16 protein-coding genes are annotated in these 19,315 nt (G+C 44.1%); 12 read left to right on the top strand and 4 right to left on the bottom strand.

Annotated features, from left to right (window positions below; all coding sequences use genetic code 11):
* Positions 1–42: 42 nt before the first annotated feature.
* Positions 43–1,125, bottom strand: a complete 1,083-nt coding sequence (ribF, locus tag ACQKCG_RS08080) for a riboflavin biosynthesis protein RibF (RefSeq protein WP_101205761.1) — start codon at positions 1,123–1,125, stop codon at positions 43–45.
* A gap of 215 nt (positions 1,126–1,340) precedes the next feature.
* On the opposite strand from ribF, the gene ACQKCG_RS08075 reads away from it, so the two are divergent.
* Positions 1,341–1,961, top strand: coding sequence for a GNAT family N-acetyltransferase (locus ACQKCG_RS08075; RefSeq protein ID WP_101205762.1), 621 nt, complete (start codon positions 1,341–1,343; stop codon positions 1,959–1,961).
* Between the two features lie 11 nt (positions 1,962–1,972).
* Here ACQKCG_RS08075 and ACQKCG_RS08070 read toward each other — a convergent pair whose 3' ends face one another.
* The 3 genes from ACQKCG_RS08070 to ampD form a co-directional block, all read right to left on the bottom strand.
* Complete coding sequence (locus ACQKCG_RS08070; protein WP_101205763.1) at positions 1,973–2,596, bottom strand: hypothetical protein; 624 nt, start codon at positions 2,594–2,596, stop codon at positions 1,973–1,975.
* Positions 2,597–2,725: 129 nt separating this feature from the next.
* The gene (gene murJ, locus ACQKCG_RS08065) at positions 2,726–4,276 is read right to left on the bottom strand and encodes a murein biosynthesis integral membrane protein MurJ (RefSeq protein WP_101205764.1); all 1,551 of its coding nucleotides are present in this window, start codon (positions 4,274–4,276) and stop codon (positions 2,726–2,728) included.
* Positions 4,277–4,388: 112 nt separating this feature from the next.
* Entirely contained in the window at positions 4,389–5,018 is a 630-nt protein-coding gene (gene ampD / locus ACQKCG_RS08060; protein WP_101205765.1) for a 1,6-anhydro-N-acetylmuramyl-L-alanine amidase AmpD, read from the bottom strand.
* Positions 5,019–5,168: 150 nt separating this feature from the next.
* On the opposite strand from ampD, the gene ACQKCG_RS08055 reads away from it, so the two are divergent.
* The 11 genes from ACQKCG_RS08055 to ftsZ all read left to right on the top strand — a co-directional run bounded on the left by ACQKCG_RS08055 (position 5,169) and on the right by ftsZ (position 19,114).
* Positions 5,169–7,331 carry a DUF4105 domain-containing protein gene (locus tag ACQKCG_RS08055; protein ID WP_101205766.1) on the top strand — a complete coding sequence of 721 codons (2,163 nt, stop codon included), beginning with the start codon at positions 5,169–5,171 and terminating at the stop codon, positions 7,329–7,331.
* A 9-nt stretch (positions 7,332–7,340) separates the two neighbouring features.
* Complete coding sequence (locus ACQKCG_RS08050) at positions 7,341–8,180, top strand: SDR family oxidoreductase (protein ID WP_101205767.1); 840 nt, start codon at positions 7,341–7,343, stop codon at positions 8,178–8,180.
* A gap of 80 nt (positions 8,181–8,260) precedes the next feature.
* Positions 8,261–9,298, top strand: coding sequence for a hypothetical protein (locus ACQKCG_RS08045; protein ID WP_101205768.1), 1,038 nt, complete (start codon positions 8,261–8,263; stop codon positions 9,296–9,298).
* Between the two features lie 62 nt (positions 9,299–9,360).
* The gene (gene pyrE, locus ACQKCG_RS08040) at positions 9,361–10,077 is read left to right on the top strand and encodes an orotate phosphoribosyltransferase (RefSeq protein WP_101205769.1); all 717 of its coding nucleotides are present in this window, start codon (positions 9,361–9,363) and stop codon (positions 10,075–10,077) included.
* A 65-nt stretch (positions 10,078–10,142) separates the two neighbouring features.
* Entirely contained in the window at positions 10,143–11,114 is a 972-nt protein-coding gene (gshB, locus tag ACQKCG_RS08035; RefSeq protein ID WP_101205770.1) for a glutathione synthase, read from the top strand.
* A gap of 296 nt (positions 11,115–11,410) precedes the next feature.
* Entirely contained in the window at positions 11,411–12,496 is a 1,086-nt protein-coding gene (gene murG / locus ACQKCG_RS08030; RefSeq protein ID WP_101205771.1) for an undecaprenyldiphospho-muramoylpentapeptide beta-N-acetylglucosaminyltransferase, read from the top strand.
* 66 nt (positions 12,497–12,562) lie between these two features.
* Positions 12,563–14,002: a UDP-N-acetylmuramate--L-alanine ligase gene (gene murC / locus ACQKCG_RS08025; RefSeq protein WP_101205772.1), complete on the top strand. Its 1,440-nt coding sequence runs from the start codon at positions 12,563–12,565 to the stop codon at positions 14,000–14,002.
* Between the two features lie 23 nt (positions 14,003–14,025).
* A complete protein-coding gene (locus ACQKCG_RS08020) occupies positions 14,026–15,018 on the top strand; it encodes a D-alanine--D-alanine ligase (protein WP_220455997.1) in 993 nt (330 codons plus the stop codon).
* 377 nt (positions 15,019–15,395) lie between these two features.
* Complete coding sequence (locus ACQKCG_RS08015) at positions 15,396–16,184, top strand: cell division protein FtsQ/DivIB (RefSeq protein WP_101205773.1); 789 nt, start codon at positions 15,396–15,398, stop codon at positions 16,182–16,184.
* Between the two features lie 164 nt (positions 16,185–16,348).
* Positions 16,349–17,641, top strand: coding sequence for a cell division protein FtsA (gene ftsA, locus ACQKCG_RS08010; protein WP_057761435.1), 1,293 nt, complete (start codon positions 16,349–16,351; stop codon positions 17,639–17,641).
* A 267-nt stretch (positions 17,642–17,908) separates the two neighbouring features.
* Positions 17,909–19,114 carry a cell division protein FtsZ gene (ftsZ, locus tag ACQKCG_RS08005; RefSeq protein WP_057761433.1) on the top strand — a complete coding sequence of 402 codons (1,206 nt, stop codon included), beginning with the start codon at positions 17,909–17,911 and terminating at the stop codon, positions 19,112–19,114.
* The last annotated feature ends 201 nt before the right edge of the window (positions 19,115–19,315 follow it).

The raw sequence follows: 19,315 nt of genomic DNA, 5'->3' as shown, positions 1-19,315 counted from the left end.
CGTGGGGCTTTTCTATGCGGATGATGTGAGGTTAGCTAAACCTTAAGCTTGTTTTTTACGCCACTCAAGTAAATCAGCGACATCTTGATGAATACCAGCCTTTAACGCCTCTAAGCCTTCATAACGGCGCTCACCATGCAAAAAGTGTAAGAAGCGTACTTGCAAATTCAATCCATATAAATCAGCTTGCAGTTCTGGGAAATGGACTTCTAAGCGCCAATCACTGCCTTTATTCACCGAAGGTCTGATACCGACACTGGCGGTTCCAAACAAACTATGTGCTCGCAGCCCTGCAATACCTATCTTGTCGTCAGTTGCATGCTTGCTCAAACCATTCGCTATGACATTTCCATCGTCGTCTAGGCTGACCACATCGACTGCAAAGATACCGTGCAAAGCCGGTTTTATTCGCTGCAAATCGATATTGGCGGTAGGGAAGTTCATAGTACGACCTATCTGATCGCCACGGACGACGGTTCCTGTGATGGCATAGTCACGACCAAGTAACCTGTTTGCCGCTTGAATGTCGCCTGCCAATAATAAATCACGAACGCGAGTAGAGCTGATACGTGCAGCGTCGTTATCGATAATATCGATACTGCCGCTATCAATGCGATCGTTATTAGTATGACCATCAGTGACCGTATGCAGGTTAGTCACATCCAAACCATAATCACGCAAAAACTGACTGTCGCCAGTACGGTCATGGCCGAAGCGAAAGTCATCGCCCAGCACCAACGCTTTTACGTTCAAACGCTTGGCTAATATATCGGCAAATGCTTGTGCTGATAGCGAGCGAAATTCTGTATCAAAACCTGCTACGATCAATGTTTCAACACCATATTCTGCCAGCAGTGCTTGCTTCTCTGCCAGATTGGTCAGGCGTGCAGGCGCTTTAGCAGGTGCAAAAAACTCGCGTGGCTGCGGCTCAAATATCATGACCGCCGCACCCAAATTTTGGGTATGTGCAATCTCACGAACTTGGGCTAGCATGGCTTGGTGACCAAGGTGCACACCGTCGAAATTGCCGATAGTGAGCACGCAAGATGCCAACTCTACTGGGACAGTGTCCGTAGATGAAGAATGTGGCGACGAAATCAGTTGCTCAAGAAAATAGGTTTTCATAAGTTTTCAGCTATGATGAGACCAAATAAAAAACGAAAAAACACATCTATGCTTAAAATTGATGTGTCTAAAACCAGCCATTATAAAGTAAAATAGCCACACTAACATCCTATAGTCTACGTGTAATGCAAGTATGGCACGTAGGGTAGCTATTCTTTATTGCCAATGATGCTAATAGTAATCCTAACAACAATCTCGACAACGATGGAGATCTTATGTCTGCTGCTGCCTTGAATACCATACCAACCGACCTATCGACATATCAGCTTACCGATCAGTTCGTTGTGCAGCGTGCAAGTAAAGAAGATTTAGCAGAAGTCTTAGCCATTTATAATCAAAGCATACCGGGCAAACAAGCAACAGCCAATCTTGCATTGGTTACGCTAGAGGAGCGTGCCGCTTGGTTTGAAGAGCATTTGGATAGCGCAACCAGACCGATATATGTAGTCAAAGCACTATCATCAGATGATGTAGATCAAACAAAGGCACCGATAGTCGCATGGGGCAGCTTTAGCGATTTGTACGCACGTACGGCCTATCACATCAGTACCGAGATTAGCATCTATCTAAATCAAGATTATCAAGGCAAAGGGTTAGGCAGTTTGCTGACCCGTTGGATGTTGACGCAAGCACCAAGCCTAGGTATTCGAAATATCATCGCCCTTGTCTTTGCTCATAACCATCCAAGCTTAGGATTGTTCCGTAAGCTTAGCTTTGAACAATGGGGTTATATGCCCGAAGTTTGCGATATGGAAGGGTTTATCGCTGATGTTGTGATGCTTGGCAAAGCAGTCACGTCAGACGATATTTTAGATAAAGCACCTGAAACAATTTAACTTAAAACGCTCTAACCTAAAATCTTCCATTGACCTTCTATCTTCTGTAGCTGGTAGGTCAGTGGTGCAGGTTCGCTCTGTCTTTTTAGCATCAGCTCGCCAGTAATGGTGGCACGAGTTTTGTCATCATTGTATTTGGTATCAGTAATCGTAACGCCATCCACCGTTTGCTGAAACGCAGACTGAGTATTGGCAAGCTCTTCTTCGAAGTTTGCCATATCGACTTGGTAATATGACGCCGCATCTTTCACGTCACCGTAATATAAGCTGTTTAGGGCTTGCTTGACAGTATCTTCTGGCGTACCGGCTTGAGTCGGATTAGTCACTAGGCTTTTCTGTTTGGTCGCATCGGTGACTGGATTAATGTTATCACTATCAATTGCTGTCTTATTTTCAGCGCTATCTGTAATTTCGCCTGTTTCGCTAGCACTTTCAGCAATCTCTGCTTGGTCAGTCGTATCATTGTCCAATGAAACGTCTTCCGAGGTATCAACAGTCGCTGCCACATCTTCATTATCGGTAGCAGTTTCAGCCGACTCATTATTGCTACAGCCGCTAATAAGTAATCCAGTGCTTAGTACACCAGTTGCTAGCAAAATTGGTAAGCGCTGAAAGATTGGCTGTTTCGTTGTCATATCAAACCTCAAATGTCATTTATTCATTAATGATCTATTATGACAATTATCAGCAGCGAGCATTGTCATTTCTCATAACAGGCTTGTTTTGGTTTCGTAAGCCTGCCATGAGTTTGCTTATACTTTATCCTAGCCGTGCTTTAGCTGACGCGGACGGAACCCAGTTGCTAGCAATACAACACCGTAAACCAGCGCTCCGATGGCACACATAATGATCAGTGCGACGATACGTTGCCACTGAGCCTCATCGGTAGGAAAGTAAGGCAGCATAAAATAAAGCACGCCAATCATAGAGCCAGTCGAGATAGCAAATTGCGTAAATAGCTTTTTCCAATGTGGACCGAAACGGAAAATATCACGCTTATGTAAGAAGTAATATAGCAAGCCTGCGTTTACAAAAGCAGCGCCAGTCGTAGCCAATGCCAGACCACCATGTAGTGGTATCTCTAAAAAGTAAAATATCCCGATAAAAATAACACTAAAAATCATATTAGCGATGACAGAAATGATGCCGATTTTTACAGGGGTTCTGGTGTCTTGACGCGCAAAAAATGCAGGGGCAAAAATCTTAATGAGCATAAATCCTAAGATACCACCTGCCATACTACGTAAGGCCAGTGAACTCATTTGGGCATCACGTAAGGTAAACTCACCGCGTAAAAATAGTGCTTGCATCAATACATCTGCCAGTACAAATAAGGCAGCCGAGGCAGGCACACCGACCAAGATGATAAGACGTGCTGCCCAGTCGATGGTCTTTTTGAAACTGACATCGTCCTTTTGAGCTTCGCTTTTTGATAGGCTTGGTAATATGACGGTACCAATTGCCACACCAATCAGACCTAATGGTAGCTCGCTCATACGTTCAGCTGCATAGAGCCAAGAGACGGAACCGCCAATCATTAACGAGGCAAAGATGGTGTTTAATAGTAAATTAATCTGAGTAACAGAAACACCAAAGATAGCAGGTAACATCAACTTTAAAATCCGACGAACACCTTCGTGCTGAAAATCAATCTTTGGTGCGACAAGCAGCTTTTGTTGCCAGAGCTGCGGCAGTTGAATCAAAAACTGTAGCAAACCTGCGATAGCAACGGCATAGCCAAGCGCCATGATGGGTGTATCAAACATTGGCGCAAAAATCAGAGCACCACCAATCATACACAGGTTCAATAACACGGGCGCAAAGGCGGGTGCGGCAAAACGACCGTAGCTTTGTAGAATACCACTCGCAAAGGCTGTCATAGAGATGAATAGCAAATACGGAAAGGTAAGACGCAGTAATTCAGCAGTGATGGCAAACTTGTTGGGTTGATCGGCAAATCCAGGGGCAAACAATGTCACCACCCAAGGTGCGATTAAGATGACCACCACCGTAAGCATCGATAACACTAGCAATAATGCACCCGAGGTTCGACTGACCAAAATCTGCACTTGTTGCAAGCTGTACTTTTCTTTGTATTCGGACAGTACCGGCACGAAAGCTTGGCTAAACGCACCTTCTGCAAACAGTCGTCGTAAGAAGTTTGGGATTTTGAAGGCGACTAAAAAGGCATCCATCAAACCACCTGCACCAAAAACCCCTAGCAATACAACATCACGTACCAAACCTAAAATACGCGATAACATGGTCATACTGCTGACCACCATGGTTGAACGAAATAACCGACTTTTTGCCATGAGAACCTATCTTGCTAAGTTGTATATTGAGTTATGTGCCGATGTGATATGGATGAAAAACTGACGAATTATATCACTTTCACCATTGAGATAAATGGATTGAGTGTGGAAATCACTTATGTGACGGTGCATCGTTTTTCATTGCATCAGTAACTAACTGGCGCAACCTTGCCCATTCAAAATAATCACCAGGGTCAGTCTTACGCCCAGGCGCGATATCGCTATGGCCTGTCAAGTGGCGGCGTGTTTTGGGGTAGGCCTTATAAATGGCGGCAATTACTTTGGCTAGCTGCTCATATTGAGCAGAGGTGAAGGACACAAAATCCGACCCTTCGAGCTCGATGCCAATGCTATAATCATTACATTCAGGTCGACCCAAGTAGCTAGACCGCCCAGCATGCCACGCCCGTTCGTTGAAATTGACGAACTGAGTGATAGCGCCATCACGTTCGATAAATAAATGCGCTGATACTTCTGCACCTTTAATTGTTTGAAAGTAAGGATGAGCATCCCAGTCTAATTGATTGGTAAATAATGCTTTCACGTAATGCGTACCATTAGTGTCGCAGGCACCAAATTCATTCGGTGGTAGACTAATATTGTGTACGACAATAGCGTCAATACTTAAACCTTTTGGCCTTACATTGTAATTGGGTGAGGCCAGCCAAATGGCTGCCGATAGTAGACCATCTTTGATAGTCATTGACGACGTAGATGATGAGTTTGGCAATGATGCAGGCATAATGCTCTCTTTTTATACTAGTATTGATAATGGTGTGATAAAAATCTATCTAAATAGTTAAATGATAGTGGGCGACGTGTATGATTTTCTGACCCAGCAACTTTAATAACGCTGATAGCGTATGAATAATAACGTGCGAGATTTTACCTCATGTCTATAAAACTGACGTCCATACCTATCGATTGTACGCTAATGCCCATTGGCCTGCGAGCACGTCTACCATTGGCTGTAGCAGGGTTGCTGCTCTCGGCTCAAACACAGGCATTTCTACCAACGCCCCTGTCCGTCCTTGAATCAGATGCATTGTCACCTGACGCATCTAGCATAGCACCTACTAGCACAGCACCTACTTATTCTAATTCAGATGCATTATCCGAGCCGGATAATATTAATAGTGCTGAACCTAATATTCAAAATAGTACTTTATCTGAATCAAGCTTAAAGACAGAGCAGCTACTATCAACATGGCGGCAGCAAGTAAAAGCAGACAAGTTGGCACAGCATACAACATGGCGACGCTTGTTGTATTTTTACGATGATAAAAACAGTGTATTGGGTAAAAAGAAAACAGAGAGTTTGGTTGATGATTCGAGCTTTTTTTTAAGTAAAAATGGTCAACGAGATTCAGGTGCAGAGTTGGATGCGATGCTCGCAGCACTTGCACAAGAGTTGGCGTCATCATCAGCAACTGATAACGACCAAGCCAAAACTGATACCAATAATAATTCTGTCTTATGTCGTTTTCCAGCACGAGTGGCATGGTTGACAGAGGTGCTAGCGATCGATGCTGCAAGTCTCTCGTCTGAGTGTCCTGAGCTAGATGAGTGGATGTCGACATTGGCGCCTGAGCAGCTGTCTATCATGTTTGCGCAGGAGTACTTGGACAATCCGCTCTCTGCATTTGCTCATACATTACTACGCATTGACTCAAAAGCGAGTATCGCCAATCCAAACCAAATTGATAAGGCTTATGCGCTGAACTATACGGTAGACGGTGATCCAAACGACAGTTTTCCAGTCTATGCTACCAAGTCAATGATTGGTAGCTACAACAGCGCTATCGAAATTGACCCATATCCAGAGATGCTAGCGAAATACCTGCAAGATGATGAACGTGATACGTGGACATATCAGTTGAGCTTGACACCAGCGGAAGTGCAGCAGATTATGCGTCACGTTTGGGAAACCAAAGCGTTAAAGATGCCGTATTATTTCACTACGGATAATTGTGCTTCTGAGATTCTGCGTCTCATTGATGTTGTCCGCCCGCAGCAAAATCTATTGAGCCAGCTGTCTTATGCTGTCGTGCCTTCTGATGTGATTCAGCTATTAAATAATGAGCAGTTGCTGGCAAGTACCACTTATACGCCTGCTGATAATACTTTGCGTCAAGCTCAGCTCAATGAGAAAAAACAACAGCGCGCGCAGTTGGGCTATCATAATAGCGCCAAACAAACCGTGAATGAAATTAAGTCTGCGCAGCTCAACCCTGTATCGAGCATGTCAGATGATGGGCAAACACTACTCAAGCGTCAAATCGACGTATCGGATAATAATCCGATAGACAGGCATCCGCTACAGTTGGGCACGATAGGTATAGGGCAGCGTGGTGACAATGACTATATGGATATTGGGTTTCGAGCGGGATTTCATGATACGCTTGACCACGCTTCAGGGTATCCACAGTTTTTTAATTTAGAAGGGCTGGCTGCGACATTACGATTGTATGACACAGATGATAATAAGCCCAACCAGCCAGACAGTGTGGTCTTGCAAAACGTCACTTTGATTCGTGGCCGCTCTTTTAACCCTGTTAATGCTGCCAAAAAAGGCAAGATTTGGGGCGCAAGTGTCGAAGCGACGCGCGTGAATGATGGCTCGCAAGCCGAGGGTCGGGATCATTTAGTTGGGAGCGTTGGCTATGAAACTGGCTGGTCGTGGGCGTTCGGTACACCTAGTGCTGGTACTGGTGAGATGCCGCCACAGCTATGCTATGCCCTATTATCAGGGAAAGGGCAAGCCGGGCGCGGGATTAATAAAGGTTTTCGCGTAGGCGCAGGCGTGAATGCTGGCTGCCGTTATCAGATTAACAATCAGTTACGCGCGCAGGCTGAATTGCAATTGCCATATTGGTATCATGGCAGCAGTGATGACTCTAACGTTCGCGGTCATTACTGGCAGCCGATCTCAAGCTTAGGTCTGCAATACGATATCGATAAAAAACAAGCATTACGCATCAATGCCAACTACGATTGGCAAGATCGCGTCGATGCCAATGACGATGTGCAATTGTCATACAGACGCTATTTTTAAGGATATAAAATGAGTACGCAAAATTTACTGATTATCGGACAAGGTGATATTGGCCTACCAGTGACCAATAAACTCGGCCAAGATGGCTATTGTGTGACTGGGCTGGCTCGTAGTGAGCGCGAATACTATGATTTGGTAGATAGTGCAGATTTTTTGCAGGCTAATGCGTTGACTTTGACTGCTGAGCAGCTACAAGCATTTACTCATATTGCGATTATCGTCACCCCTGACGAGTATTCAACCAGCGGTTATCACGACAGTTATCTAGCGATTAGTCAGCATTTGGCAACGCTTGCGGATAAGCTAACCAGCCTTGTGCGCGTGGTTTTTATTTCCTCAACGGGTATTTACGGGCAGGATAGTGGCGAATGGATTGATGAAGATACTGTGCCTATTACCCCTGAGCGCGAAGCTTCCAAAGTGATATTGCAAGCAGAACAAGCGCTGCAACAAGGCTTCGGTGATAAAGCCATTATTATTCGCCCCAGTGGTATCTACGGTCGCGAGCGCTTAATGCGACTACGTAAGGCTCGTGAGCCAAATAAAGATCCAGTGCCAGCTGAGCATTGGAGCAACCGTATTATGGATCGCGACTTGGTCAATATCATCGCCAAAGTGTTGACGATAGAGACACCAAAACCTGTCTATCTAGCGACGGACTATAGACCTGTTACTACGTTTGAACTAGGGGTTTGGCTTAGTGAGCAGGTTGGCGAGACACCTCCTACTATTGATAATACAAAAACCTCAGTGACAGGAAAACGCTTGCACAGCAACATTCCGTTAGCTTGGCTTGATTATGCTGATTGGCAGACAGGCTACCGAGATATTTTGAATTATCAAGAGTAAGCCTTTAGAGCTGAGCCCTAAAGAGTAAAATAGTCCTTGGTATAATCGTTCTTATTTATTTTATAGTTTATGGAGATTTCATGTCCCAGCCTTCTACTTCTGATGACCGTTTGTCTCATGCTAATCTGGCAACAGAAGGCGGGCAGCTGGCAGAAGGTCACGTCCAAAAAAAGGCTGGTCAATCGTCTATGCTAGCTGATTCGCAGCAACCTGCGATCGTACATCCTAACTTTGATCCCAAACAATCTCCTCTTGACCCTGCCAGACCATTAAGTGATATTCCTGAGCCTGCTCGTCGCCTAAATGGTCAACTGCGTAGGCTCTACGGTAACTCGACTCGGTTCTATCAGCCCAATGCAGACAGTTTGTCAAAGTGGTCGCTGATTGCTTCAGAAGCGCTGGCTGAGCATTTATCATTGCTGAATGCGGCACAGCTTATCGAATTGCCGGATAGCTTTTATCAGAATCATAGTGAGCAGCCGTTAATATCGACATTATCAGATATGACATTATTAGATATGTCGGATATTCAACAGGCGATTCGCGCTTATCCAAAACTGAACCGTTATGGGTTTTTGCCTATTGATAACTCTACAGTGACTGAATCAGATAACGATTCAAACAACGATTCAAACAATGACAGCAAGGCTCAAAATTCTGCATTATTATCTATGCGCGCATTGACCAAACGCTATAATCCTGATGAGCTACTCAACAGTCTGTATGCCGATGATTGGCAAGTGATACTACAGCCGCAGCAGTTTGAAACAGGCGAGGGTAGTTTGGCCACGGATATTATGGCATGTAGCGTGGCTGTCCATGCGCTAAAGCAATGTAGTACCCGTAAGAGTATCAATCATAGTTATAGCGCCGCAGAAATTTGTCAGTATGTGCGTAGCTATTTGCTGAGTCAAATCGTTTGTGAGCCATCGCAGCGCCACGCATATCGTCAGATTCGACTATTTGCTGGCCATATTATTGTTGCCGCTTATCATTTGGGCTGGGAGATACAAGTCCGAGCAGATGGACAGAGCTATTTTAATATCTCGTCGCGTAGTGGTTTGCTGACTCGCTATGCCAATATGCAGGATTATGAGATCAATGGTTGGTCAAGCTGATCAATAATGCGTACAATAATGCAAATTTTTTGCCCCCTCTTTTTGCTGATAGGAATGTCATAATGTCTCATGTAACACGCCCTCAAGACCCTACATTTTCATCTCATCAATTTATTCAACTGGCTCTCGACAACCAAGTGCTAAAGTTTGGTGAGTTTGTCCTAAAGTCTGGTCGTATCAGTCCGTACTTTTTTAATGCAGGCTTGCTTGCGACTGGTGAGATGTTGTCACTGCTAGCACGCGGCTATGCAGATGCCTTAGCTGAACAAATAAGTGCGGCAAATAATGGCGGTAATGAGCAAGAACTGGTTATCTTTGGTGCGGCTTATAAAGGCATTCCTTTTGTCGCAGCGACGGCGCAAGCGTTATGGCTACATCATGGCATCAATGCCAAATGGGGCTATAACCGTAAAGAAGCCAAAACTCACGGCGAAGGCGGCAATTTGGTCGGTGCTGACGTAACTGGCAAGGCCGTTTGGGTGCTCGACGATGTCATCACAGCGGGTACAGCCATGCGCGAAGTGGTCGATATTTTAGAGCAAGCAGGCGCAAGCGTTGCTGGTATTCTCGTCGCACTTGATCGTAAAGAAAAAGGTCAAGCAGATCACTCTGCTATTCAAGAGCTTGCCGCGACACTAGAAGTGCCCGTACGTGCATTGGTTGATATTGATGACTTGATCAGTTATTTGGCCGATGACCATGGTGCACGAAACGGCCAGCATAAAGACGCGACCCAGTTAGCCAAAATGCAACACTACCGTGAGCAGTACGGCGTATAGTTGGGCACTGATGTTGTTTAGTAGGTGTGTTTCATATTAATAATATAACGTAAGTGAGTTTTATCATGAGCCAACAAAAACAAGAAAAGTCGCTAAAAATACTCGTTATTATGGATCCTATCGAGCGGGTCAATTATAAAAAAGACACCAGTCTTGCTATGATGTGGGCCGCTCAAGACCGTGGCCATCAGCTCGGTTATTGTCAGATTCATGACCTGTGGTTGGACCGTGGTCAGTTGATGGTTGATACGCAGCCACTGACAGTAAAGCGTGATCCTGCAGATTTCTATACATTGGGTGATAAAAGCACAGGGCCAGTCGCCGACTATGACGTGATTTTGATGCGCAAAGATCCACCGTTTGATATGCGCTTTATCTATGCCACTTATATGCTTGACCATGCCAAAGCAGCAGGCGTGCTCGTAGTCAATGACCCACAGGCGATTCGCGACTGCAATGAGAAGTTATTTGCGACGTGGTTTAGCGATTATATGAGCCCAACGATTGTGACTAGCAAACAAGCACACATTCGTAAGTTTATCGCTGAACAGCAGGACGTCATCGTCAAGCCACTAGATGGTATGGGCGGCACTGGTATCTTTCGTTTAACCGCTGATAGCCCAAACATCGGAGTGACGTTAGAGATACTGACTGAGCTTGAGACTTTGCCCATTATGGCGCAGCGTTATTTGCCAGAAATCAAAGAGGGCGATAAACGAGTATTGATCGTCGATGGAGTCGTGGTAGATTATAGTTTGGCTCGTATTCCAACCAAAGGCGAGACCCGTGGTAATCTAGCAGCTGGTGGTAGCGGTGTTGCCATGCCATTGACTGATATTGAACGTCAAGTAGCAGAAGTTGTGGCACCAATCGTCAAAGAAAAAGGCCTAATGTTCGTTGGTCTAGACTTGATCGGTGGACGTATCACTGAGATTAACGTTACTAGCCCAACATGCGTACGTGAGATTGATGACCAATGCGGTACAGATATCGCGACCGACTTTATCATGGCGATTGAGAATAAATTTACTGCGTAGCTTTAGCTATACTCAGGAAAGTTTTGAGTTCAGGAATATTTTGACTACGTAAAACCCATATTTTGAGGTATTGTTAGTCATTGGATTTTCTTATCGTTTACTAGTATTACACGACGCCAAGCTATGACCGATCATGGCTTGGATTTTTGTTATTTTTGCTGCATAAAGTACTGTATATAAGACAATGATTTCCTCTATACTATGCGGGCTTTGGCTAGGTCATTATTTTTCATAATTGTCACTGCAGCAGTGAGATAAACCCTTCATATAAATAAAGTAAAGATAGGCAGGCGTTCATGAAAACACCGCATATATTGATGATGGCAGCTGGTACGGGCGGGCATGTTTTTCCAGCGCTTGCAGTGAGCGACGAGCTGACCCAGCGCGGTGCGGTGATTCATTGGTTGGGAACGCCAAACGGTATGGAAAATGGTTTGGTTGAGCCGACAGGTTATCCCTTTCATGCTATTAATATGCAAGGGCTTCGTGGCAAAGGTGTTGGTCGATTATTGAAGCTACCAATGACTCTGCTAGCTGCGACGATGGCAGCCGTAAAAGTGATTCGCAGTAATCAGATTGACGTGGTCGTTGGGTTCGGTGGTTATGTCACTGCACCTGGCGGTATCGCTGCGCGTATGACTAATACGCCTTTGATTATCCATGAGCAAAATGCCATCGCTGGCATGAGTAACCGCTACCTATCTAAACTGTCGACCAAAACCTTACAAGCGTTTGAAAATACCTTTGCCGATAGTCAGCAAGATGCCAAGCTTGAGACAGTGGGCAATCCTGTACGTAATGCCATTACTGGTGTCGCAGAGCCAACCATACGCTACGATGTAAATGACAGTTCACCACTTAAACTGTTGGTAGTCGGCGGTTCACTTGGCGCTCAGGTATTAAATGATACAGTACCAAAAGCATTAGCATTACTAGATCAACCATTTGAAGTCCTACACCAGTGTGGACGCAACAATGAAGCAGCCACGCAAGCAGCTTATAGCGCACAAAACCTAAACAACCATCAGTTTACTGTACAGCCCTTTATCAATGATATGGCTGCAGCTTATAACTGGGCAGACATCATTGTTTGCCGCGCAGGTGCATTGACCGTGACCGAGATTCAAAACGTCGGCATCGCCGCTATTTTTGTACCACTACCGCATGCAGTGGATGATCATCAGACGGCTAATGCGCGCACGTTGACCTCTCATGATGCTGCAGTTTTATTGCCACAGTCAGAGCTAACTGCCAAAAGTCTCAGTGACGAGCTTGGCGTACTCAATCGAGAGAAGTGCTTGGCAATGGCTAAAAAAGGCCATGCATTGGCCAACCGTAGTGCGAGTAAGCAAGTTGCTGACATCATTTGGCAAGCGCTATAGTCTGTCGCTCATACCCCTTATTTGAATTTACTAAGTTTTATTGACCTTTAATAAAGAGAGATCCTTATGCCTACCTCTGCGAAAGCTCTACCTAAGCGTTTGATTGAAATACCAGAAATGCGCCGCATTCAGCATTTGCATTTTATCGGTATTGGTGGCTCAGGCATGTGCGGTATCGCTGAGGTGATGAACAATCAAGGCTATCAGGTCAGTGGTTCTGACATCGCAGAAAGCTTGGTGACTAAGCGTCTCCAGCAAATTGGTATTGAGATATCGATTGGCCATGACTCTAAAAATATTGCCAATGCTGACGTCATAGTTGTTTCATCAGCGATTGATCGTAGCAATCCTGAGGTAAAAGCAGCACTTGAAGCTCGTCTGCCAGTGGTACGCCGCGCCGATATGCTTGGTGAGCTAATGCGCTATCGTCATGGTATCGCGGTTGCTGGCGCGCATGGCAAAACGACAACGACGAGTTTGCTCACCACAATGATGGCAGAGGGACAGCTAGATCCTACTTATGTCATTGGCGGTAAGTTAAATGCGTCAGGCAAAAATGCGGCATTGGGTAGCAGCCGTTTCTTGGTAGCAGAGGCTGATGAGTCTGATGCATCGTTCTTGTCATTGCATCCGATGGCGGCGATTGTGACCAACATCGACCAAGACCATATGGAAACCTACGAGAACAGCTTTGATAAATTAAAAGCCGCCTATATCCAGTTTCTACAAAATATGCCGTTTTACGGTTTGGCAGTGGTCTGCGGTGACGACCCTGAACTATATGCAATGATCGATGATATCGGTCGTCCAGTGTTGACCTTTGGTCTAGAGCCGTTCAATGATGTGCAAGCTGTAGACTTGGTAACGGAAGGAACCAAAACTCATTTTACCGTACTGCGCCGTGACCGTGAGCCATTACGCCTAACGTTGAACATCCCTGGTACACATAATGTCTATAACGCTCTTGCTGCTATTACGATGGCGACCGATGAAGGCGTTGATGATGCAGCGATTGAGCGTGCCTTGCAGAAATTTGAAGGCGTGGGTCGTCGTTTTGAGCAGCACGCTTCTGTCGATATCGATGATGGTAATGTCTTATTGATTGATGATTATGGTCATCATCCAAAAGAAGTCGATGCGACCATCAAAGCCGCTCGTCAAAGCTTCCCTGATCGTCGTTTAGTGATGCTATTTCAGCCACATCGTTACAGCCGTACCCGTGATTGCTACGATGATTTTGTAGAAGTGCTATCGAGCGTTGATGAGCTATTATTATTAGATGTTTATTCAGCAGGGGAGAGTCCGATTACGGGCGCTGATACCAAGTCACTAGCGCGTAGTATCCGTTTGCGCGGTGAAGTTGAACCGACTATTATTGATAAAGACAATCTTGCACCTGTCATGCAGCGTTTATTGAAAGCCAACGACATGCTGATTACCCAAGGCGCTGGTAATGTCGGGCAGATTGCTATCGATTTGGCTGCCAATAACCTTTATATTAAGTAAGCTAAAATTTAGGGATGATCCTCATGACAACTGATAATAAAGACAATAATAGCATTCAAAATACAGCTACCAATGATACATCTGTAGACACGACGACTCATGTAAAAGATGCCAGTCAGTTTGGCAAAGTAGCCGTTATTTATGGTGGCAGTAGCAATGAGCGCAGCGTGTCTTTAGACAGTGGTGCGGCAGTATTACAAGCGCTCCAAAACCAAGGCGTTGATGCCACTCATTTTGATCCAAAGCATCAAGACATTACTGAGCTACGCAAATTCGACCGCGTGTTTAATGTGTTGCATGGTCGTGGCGGCGAAGATGGCTTGTTGCAAGGCGTATTACAGTGGTTTGATATACCGCAAACTGGTTCAGGGATTCTAGCGTCTGCACTAGGTATGGACAAAGTACGTACCAAACAACTGTGGCAAGGTTGCGGCTTATCAACTGCACCATTTGCATTATTGACGGCTGATACTGACTGGCAGCAAGTGGTTAACATGCTAGGTTTGCCACTTATCATTAAACCAGTTCATGAAGGTTCAAGCATTGGCATGACTAAGGTTAATCATCTTGATGAGCTGCCTGCCGCTTATGCAACTGCAGTGGAATGTGGTGATGCGGTAATGGCTGAGCGCTGGATTACAGGTCGCGAATTTACGATTGTTATTATCGATGACGAAGCCTATCCAGTTATTCGCCTTGAGCCTGCCGACATTACTAACTTCTATGATTTTGAAGCCAAGTATAATCGTAACGATACCAGTTATTACATTCCCTGTGGATTGAGCGCTGCTGATGAAAAGCACCTGCAAGATTTAAGCCTTGCAGCATTTCGTGCAGTAGATGCAAAAGGCTGGGGGCGTATTGACGCTATGCAAGACGAAGCAGGCAATTTTTGGTTGCTCGAAATCAATACCGTACCAGGTATGACCAGTCACAGTTTGGTGCCGATGGCGGCCAAAGCTCGTGGATTAGATTTTGATGCACTATGCTGGCACATTTTGGCACAAACGCTATAACTGTCAAATCAACTAAATTGAGCAGATAGTGATGACTCTTTGTGTCACTAGAGCTGCTATACCACAGCTTCATGTAAACTTGTGTAAATTCGCTGCTGCTAGTCAGTGTTTGGCTATTGTTTAACAATAAAATACGTTAATATTGTAAGAATAGGTCTATTTCGGTGATATTTATGTTGTTTTGTGAATACAACTGATAACTTATTCATAATTTAAGAAAAATGTTACGTTTAAATCAACGTAATCGCTGTATATAAGCTATATTTTTAATAAAATTTGATAACATATCGACTTAATAAGCTTCTGCCAAAAATACGCAGATTTATATCAATAAATAGCATGATCAGTTTTATGCAAATATAGGGACAAAGGTCGTTATGGCTCAAACTGTCAACGAGGTAACTGACTTGATGAGTGATAAAGCCGGTCGCCCAAAATCTAAGATCCAAATACCGGCAACGGTAAAGTATCTATTTATGATACTGGTCTTAGGTTTGCTAGTGCTAATATTAATGATGGGCGGCAAAGCGTTACGTGATGCACCGCCAGCAAATATTTATGTCAGTAATCAAGGTTTGTCTGCTGCTCAATATCGCTCATTGCAAGATGTGATGGAACAACAACAAGTAAGTAGCTTCTTTACTTCTGATTTGCAAGCATTGCGCGACATCACGATGGGCTTAGCTTGGGTAGACCAAGTGAGTATCTCTCGTGATTGGCAACGCGGCATCGTCATCAATGCATTACCCAAGCAAGCAGTTGCTAATTTTGGTACAGAACGTTTGGTCGATGCAAAAGGCGCTGTATTTGTTCCTGCTGATAGTAGAGATTTAACACAAGAACGTTTTGCGACCTTACAGGGTGAGATGTCTCAAGCGCCAGTTATTATGCAACAAATGCAGCAGGTCAATGATTGGTATGCACCGCTTGGTATGCAGGTCGAAGATATCATTCTGTCACCGAGAATGACTTGGCTAATCCGCTTTGACAATGGATTACGTGTGATTGTAGACAATGAAAATACGGCGCAAAAACTACTGAATTTAAGCCAGCTGCTTGGCAATCAGTTAAGTACGCGTCGAAATGAAATACAGTCTGTAGATTTACGATATAAAAATGGCTTTACCATCGCTTGGAACGTGACACAGAGTGCTGAATCAGAATAGCCTAAGTAAGCACTACATCTATAGATAACCGATGTGGTCTAATACGGTTTATTTAGTTTGAAGAAAATATATACAACATCATAGCGTATTAGTAACGCTTTTTTTAATGATTTAATAGAAGAGCATCACTTGCTCTTCTATTTAGCGATAATTTGTCTGGTACCATGAAAAATAATGAAAATCTGGTTGTTGTCCATCTAAGTGCCACGGCAGTATATGTCGTCATAGGCAATGTTGTCTCTGCAAAAGACATTCGTATTTTGGGCGTAGGACAAGTTAAAAACAGCGATTTTTATCAAGGTCAAATAAAGCATCGTGAACGTCTGCAAGGTGCTATCAAACAAGCTATCCAAGAAGCAGAAGACACCGCTAACTGCCGTGTACATAGTGTTTGGTTAACGCTTGCGACCCCTGAGCTATCTAGCAAAAACAGTGCTGGAGAGGTCAAAGTAGAAGATGAAGTTGTACGTGCCAAAGACATGGTACAAGCATTGGCCAATGCAAAGTCGCGTGATTTATCATCTGACTATTATTTGATGCATTGCTGTCAGCAAGGTATTTATGTCGATGAGCAAGACTTTATGGTGGATGATGTCATCGAAATGATGGCACACAATATCACCGTGATGTACCACATGATGATGATGCCTGTTGCCAGCCGTCAGAATATCCAAAAACTATTGCAAAGTTGTGACGTCGGCATTGATCATATTGTTTTTGATGCAGTGACCAGTGCTGAGTATAGTTTGATGACTGAGGAACGCCAGCAAGGCGTTTGCTTAGTAGATATCGGTGCTAGTACGACCAGCATTTGTGTGTATAAAGAGAATAAGTTGATTTTTACACACTGTATAGCAACAGGCAGTCATGAAGTGACAATGGATATTTCAGCTGATTTTGGTATTTCCATGATTGAAGCTGAAAAGCTGAAGAAGTCTCATGGTACAGCTGATGTTAATAGTGTCGATCCAAGCGCCTTCTTTTTATTCAAGCCTCAAGGCTCGGGCGACGAAATTAATATTGGTATCTATAACTTGGCACGTATTATTGAAGCTCGTTACGTTCAGATATTTACTGAAGTAGCGCGTCAATTACACGAAGCAGGTTTGATAGGCTATATCGATAAAGGGATTGTGTTGACTGGCGGCGGTAGTACGATTAAAGGTATGATACCCTTTGCCAAAAAGCTACTAAAAATGCCTGTCGTACTGACCAATACTCATCCTGCTATCAGTGCTTATAATCATTTTGATAATGATGAGTCGTTTAAGCTATTAAATAGTCAAGTGAATGACCGTGCTTATCAGACGGCTTTTGGCACATTGTTATATAGTCAGAGCGAGCAATTCCGCCGTAGCGAAAAAAGTGAACCTGAAGCGATTCAAAACAATCGAGTATCAGGCGTATTTCGGAGTGCGGGTCAACGGTTTGCAAATGTTTTAAAGAAAATACTATAGATTCGTTTAACCTCATATCTAGAGCATCCATACATTATGGAATGTCTCTAAGTTAGTTAAGCAAAAAAAATAGAGCAATATTGCGAATAAATTAGTTTTAAAAATAAAGTATTAAGTGATAATGACATATTATTGTCTATACTGATCGATTTTAGCCATACCCTGTTTTATTTAAATACATTTATATATAGTATGTCGATAGCGCGCCACATGAGTGCGTTACTATGTATCGACTTACACGCTATCTGCAACTGGAGAATCTTTTTTATGTCAAAATACACCATGCCAGATGATAATCAGCTTCAAAACAATGGCCAAGCAAGCTTCACTGTATTCGGTGTTGGTGGCGGCGGCGGTAATGCAGTTGAACATATGGTACAGCAAGGCATCAGAGGCGTAACGTTCGTTTGTGCCAATACAGATAAACAAGCGCTAGATCGTCTTACTGCACCGCACAAACTGCAACTGGGTGCAAAAACGAACCGTGGTCTAGGGGCAGGCGCAAATCCAGAAGTGGGTCGTGAAGCAGCAGAGAGCGAAGAAGAAGCGATTCGTGCATTGCTTGAGCACTCAGATATGGTGTTTATCACTGCTGGTATGGGCGGCGGTACTGGTACAGGCGCAGCGCCAGTTGTTGCTCGTATTGCGAAAGAAATGGAAGTGCTGACCGTTGCGGTTGTGACCACACCATTCAAATTCGAAGGTGGTAAGCGTATCAAAGCTGCTAAAGCAGGTATTGAGCAGCTGACTAACTTTGTCGACTCAATTATCACGATTCCAAATGATAAGTTGATGAGTGTATACGGCAACATCTCTATGCAAGATGCTTTCAAAAAAGCGGATGATGTATTGCTGCATGCTGTTCAAGGTATTGCGGAAACCATCGCTAGCGAAGGTATGATCAATATTGACTTTAACGATATCCGTACGGCGATGACTGCGAAAGGTCATGCGATGATGGGTATTGGCCGTGCCAGCGGTGATGATCGTGCACGTCAAGCGACTGAAAAAGCCATCAGATCACCACTACTTGATGATTTGCGTTTAGAAAATGCAAAAGGTCTACTGGTTAACGTTATTTCTTCAGAGTCATTGTCACTAGATGAAATGAGCAAAATCAGTGCAATAGTCGAAGAAATTACTGATATTGACGACGCTCATATTTTCTACGGTTCTGTGATTGATGAAAAAATGGGTGACGACTTACATGTAACTGTCATCGCAACTGGCTTAACGTTAGATGAAAACGCAGGTCAAGAGCCAGAAGTAGTAGAGCAGCCAGTACCTTCTGTTAATAGCACGCAACCTGTCGATCCTAATGTGCATACCAGCGCTTTAAACAGTCAGAAGCAGTCTCAAGCTCAGCAGTATCAAGATAGCGTTGCACGTCCTAGTGCAAGTGCACCTCAAGAGCAGCCTAAGACGAAAACAAACAGTATTCAGGACTATTTAAAGCGTCAACAGAATAAATAGTAATTCTAATTTACTGTAAGTAAGAAAGAGCCAGCGTTTCAACGCTGGTTTTTTTGTGTTTAAAGAAAGATGAACCGTTTCTATAAGAAAAGTCATGACAGTTTTCTATGTAATCTATATGTATATGACTGTCGAAAATTATGTGAGTCTCACTTTTTTATAGCATTAGATAGACCATATAAAGTAAAAATCAGCAATAGG

Origin of the sequence: Psychrobacter sp. NPDC078929, from assembly GCF_050267985.1 — a bacterium.
Lineage (GTDB): Bacteria > Pseudomonadota > Gammaproteobacteria > Pseudomonadales > Moraxellaceae > Psychrobacter.
The sequence above is the reverse complement of the archived record's forward strand: the minus strand, read 5'-3'. Positions and strand labels throughout refer to the sequence as shown.

Bases quoted from the DNA above. Each gene is read 5' to 3' on its own strand.
- ACQKCG_RS08020 (WP_220455997.1), top strand. From the start codon at position 14,026: ATGACAACTGATAATAAAGACAATAATAGCATTCAAAATACAGCTACC.
- ftsA (WP_057761435.1), top strand. From the start codon at position 16,349: ATGAAAAATAATGAAAATCTGGTTGTTGTCCATCTAAGTGCCACGGCA.
- ACQKCG_RS08045 (WP_101205768.1), top strand. From the start codon at position 8,261: ATGTCCCAGCCTTCTACTTCTGATGACCGTTTGTCTCATGCTAATCTG.
- ACQKCG_RS08075 (WP_101205762.1), top strand. From the start codon at position 1,341: ATGTCTGCTGCTGCCTTGAATACCATACCAACCGACCTATCGACATAT.
- ribF (WP_101205761.1), bottom strand. From the start codon at position 1,125: ATGAAAACCTATTTTCTTGAGCAACTGATTTCGTCGCCACATTCTTCA.
- gshB (WP_101205770.1), top strand. From the start codon at position 10,143: ATGAGCCAACAAAAACAAGAAAAGTCGCTAAAAATACTCGTTATTATG.
- ACQKCG_RS08015 (WP_101205773.1), top strand. From the start codon at position 15,396: ATGGCTCAAACTGTCAACGAGGTAACTGACTTGATGAGTGATAAAGCC.
- murC (WP_101205772.1), top strand. From the start codon at position 12,563: ATGCCTACCTCTGCGAAAGCTCTACCTAAGCGTTTGATTGAAATACCA.
- murJ (WP_101205764.1), bottom strand. From the start codon at position 4,276: ATGGCAAAAAGTCGGTTATTTCGTTCAACCATGGTGGTCAGCAGTATG.
- ACQKCG_RS08050 (WP_101205767.1), top strand. From the start codon at position 7,341: ATGAGTACGCAAAATTTACTGATTATCGGACAAGGTGATATTGGCCTA.
- ACQKCG_RS08055 (WP_101205766.1), top strand. From the start codon at position 5,169: ATGTCTATAAAACTGACGTCCATACCTATCGATTGTACGCTAATGCCC.
- ftsZ (WP_057761433.1), top strand. From the start codon at position 17,909: ATGTCAAAATACACCATGCCAGATGATAATCAGCTTCAAAACAATGGC.
- pyrE (WP_101205769.1), top strand. From the start codon at position 9,361: ATGTCTCATGTAACACGCCCTCAAGACCCTACATTTTCATCTCATCAA.
- ampD (WP_101205765.1), bottom strand. From the start codon at position 5,018: ATGCCTGCATCATTGCCAAACTCATCATCTACGTCGTCAATGACTATC.
- murG (WP_101205771.1), top strand. From the start codon at position 11,411: ATGAAAACACCGCATATATTGATGATGGCAGCTGGTACGGGCGGGCAT.
- ACQKCG_RS08070 (WP_101205763.1), bottom strand. From the start codon at position 2,596: ATGACAACGAAACAGCCAATCTTTCAGCGCTTACCAATTTTGCTAGCA.